This window comes from Gluconacetobacter dulcium (assembly GCF_014174165.1).
In the GTDB taxonomy this organism is placed as follows: Bacteria; Pseudomonadota; Alphaproteobacteria; order Acetobacterales; family Acetobacteraceae; genus Gluconacetobacter; species Gluconacetobacter dulcium.
Window position 1 is genome coordinate 1 of record NZ_JABEQN010000054.1, and the last position, 2,110, is coordinate 2,110.

The window sequence follows — 2,110 nt, forward strand, 5'->3', positions numbered from 1 at the left end:
CCATGGCAAAGGCACAGTTCGCCATTCTCTTCGGTGAACGCTTCGCGCGCGCCACCGTCTGATCAACAATGTGCTCAACGCCTCGCACACGAAATTCCTGACAGTCCCTCGTCCATCGGCCGAGTTCAGCCAGCGCGCCACGCAGCTTTTCGCCGGCATACCCTCCGTCACCGATCAGATGGCGGAGCCAGGGGAACAGGGACCTGATTCGGGCCGCTACGAGCGGCGCGCCGTCGCGATCCTGGATGTCGGCAGGATGCACTACGGCCGCGACGATATGTCCCAGTGTATCGGTGGCGATATGCCGCTTGCGTCCCTTGATCTTCTTGCCCGCGTCATAGCCGCGCGGGCCGCTATTTTCTGCGGTTTTCACCGACTGGCTGTCGATGATACCCACCGAAGGCGTGGCGTCCCGTCCATCCTGCTCACGCGACAGGATCACGAGAATATGGTTCATGGCCTCCCATCGTCCCTCGCGTATCCACCGATAGAAATAACCTTGCACGGTCGTAAAGGCGGGAAAATGCCGGGGCAGTTGCCGCCATTGGCAGCCGGTCGTGACGATATAGAGGATCGCTTCCATGACCCGGCGCAAATCGGTGCGTCGTGGTCTTCCCAGTCGTTTCCTCTCGGGCATCAGCGGCGCAATCAGCGCCCATTCCGCATCGTGCAGGTCACTTGCATACTCAAGGTCGTCCCGGCGATACTGCGCGCGGGTGATTTTAGTCCAGGCCATCTTGATCTCATCAGGTTCTCGCAAACCCATGAATCATAACTAACTGAAATCACTCAACTCATTTTAAGTCAGACAGTTACAAATAACGCACTGCCACGAAGTGCAAACGTCCATCTTGACGCTGATATCTCGCTGAACATAGTCATGGGATAGCAGAAATTCCCAACAATATCATAAATATTTGATATACAGTAACGACCATCTCCTACATATAGATTTTCGCTATTCCCATAATTATTCATCAACTCGCATTCGTTTTCTCCCAGTGTAGTATAACTGTGAATTTCATCGTGTTCTTTTTTTTGACATATATCACCTGCCATTATAACTTTGCCGTGGGGTTATGGATTTTATTATAATGCAACGTTTGATTTTGCGGGTACCGTGATATACAATATTTATAAGCTTTTCAAGGCATTCCCATGACGCAATTAAAAACTACTCCTGACGTATTTATCATTGAGAGTCTACGAGATGAAGACGAAGAAAGGAGTCGATATGAAGGATATCGACTAGCTGAACTACTTCGCCTCAGCGGGAAAAAGCCTAAATATTTCTATTTTAAATCCAAGGAGGAACTATCCGTATTATTCAAGTTATTTAAATTATCGAATTATAGATATCTCCATATTTCGTGCCATGGTACTACTTTTGATATTGAAGTTGGCGAAAGCAGAATTAGCTATAATGATTTCAGTAAACTTTCTAGTGGATATCTGGAACGAAAGAGGGTGTTTTTTTCTGCTTGTGAATTAGGAAACGAATTATTTTCTACTTGCTTGGCTGGTAGAAACAAAGGGATGCACTCTATTGTTGCACCTGCAGAAGAAATCAATTTTGATCATGCGGCCGCAATTTGGTCGGCATTTTACGTATCCGTATTTGCTCGGAAGGAAAATTCTATGAAAAGTCAGGATATTCTAGCGAGGATACAGAGTTTATGTACTTTATTTCCTGTTGATTTTCATGTTTCGTTATATCGCTCTCAGAAAGATAATTGGGAGCACATAAAAGTTAATAAAAAGAAATTATCACTGCAGCGTAGCAACGAAAAACCAGAAAAATCAGCTTCGGATATTAATTCTTCCGATATAGTATATGTTAAATGATAGTTTTCGTTTTATATATTATTTATTCGGAATGCGGCTATCTTTCCATATACTAAAAGAATAGGAATAGTTCGAAACCGTTGCCAGTATAACTCGCCCGGCTAGATGATGGCCGCTTTTTAATATTTTTCGACCAAACCCGACTTTCAGCTTTCCCCCCCCTGTCTGTTGGTGATGTGCGAGGATGTATAGCGGAAGGGAGCCCGTCCCCCCCGAGGGTCTGGAGCCCGTTTGGGAGCATGGGTCCCTTCCGCCTTTGCTCAAC

The 2,110-nt window shown here is 46.2% G+C and carries 2 protein-coding genes; one reads left to right on the forward strand and one right to left on the reverse strand.

Annotation, left to right across the window (positions count from 1 at the left end; all coding sequences use genetic code 11):
- On the reverse strand, positions 1-736 hold a 736-nt coding region (locus HLH25_RS19820), incomplete at its 3' end, for an IS5 family transposase (RefSeq protein ID WP_246402891.1).
- Positions 737-1,158: 422 nt separating this feature from the next.
- Between HLH25_RS19820 and HLH25_RS19825 the strand changes: the two genes are divergently transcribed.
- A complete protein-coding gene (locus tag HLH25_RS19825; RefSeq protein ID WP_182975721.1) occupies positions 1,159-1,845 on the forward strand; it encodes a hypothetical protein in 687 nt (228 codons plus the stop codon).
- Positions 1,846-2,110 lie beyond the last annotated feature (265 nt).

Coding starts and splice junctions, on each gene's coding strand:
- HLH25_RS19825 (WP_182975721.1), top strand. CDS start 1,159: ATGACGCAATTAAAAACTACTCCTGACGTATTTATCATTGAGAGTCTA.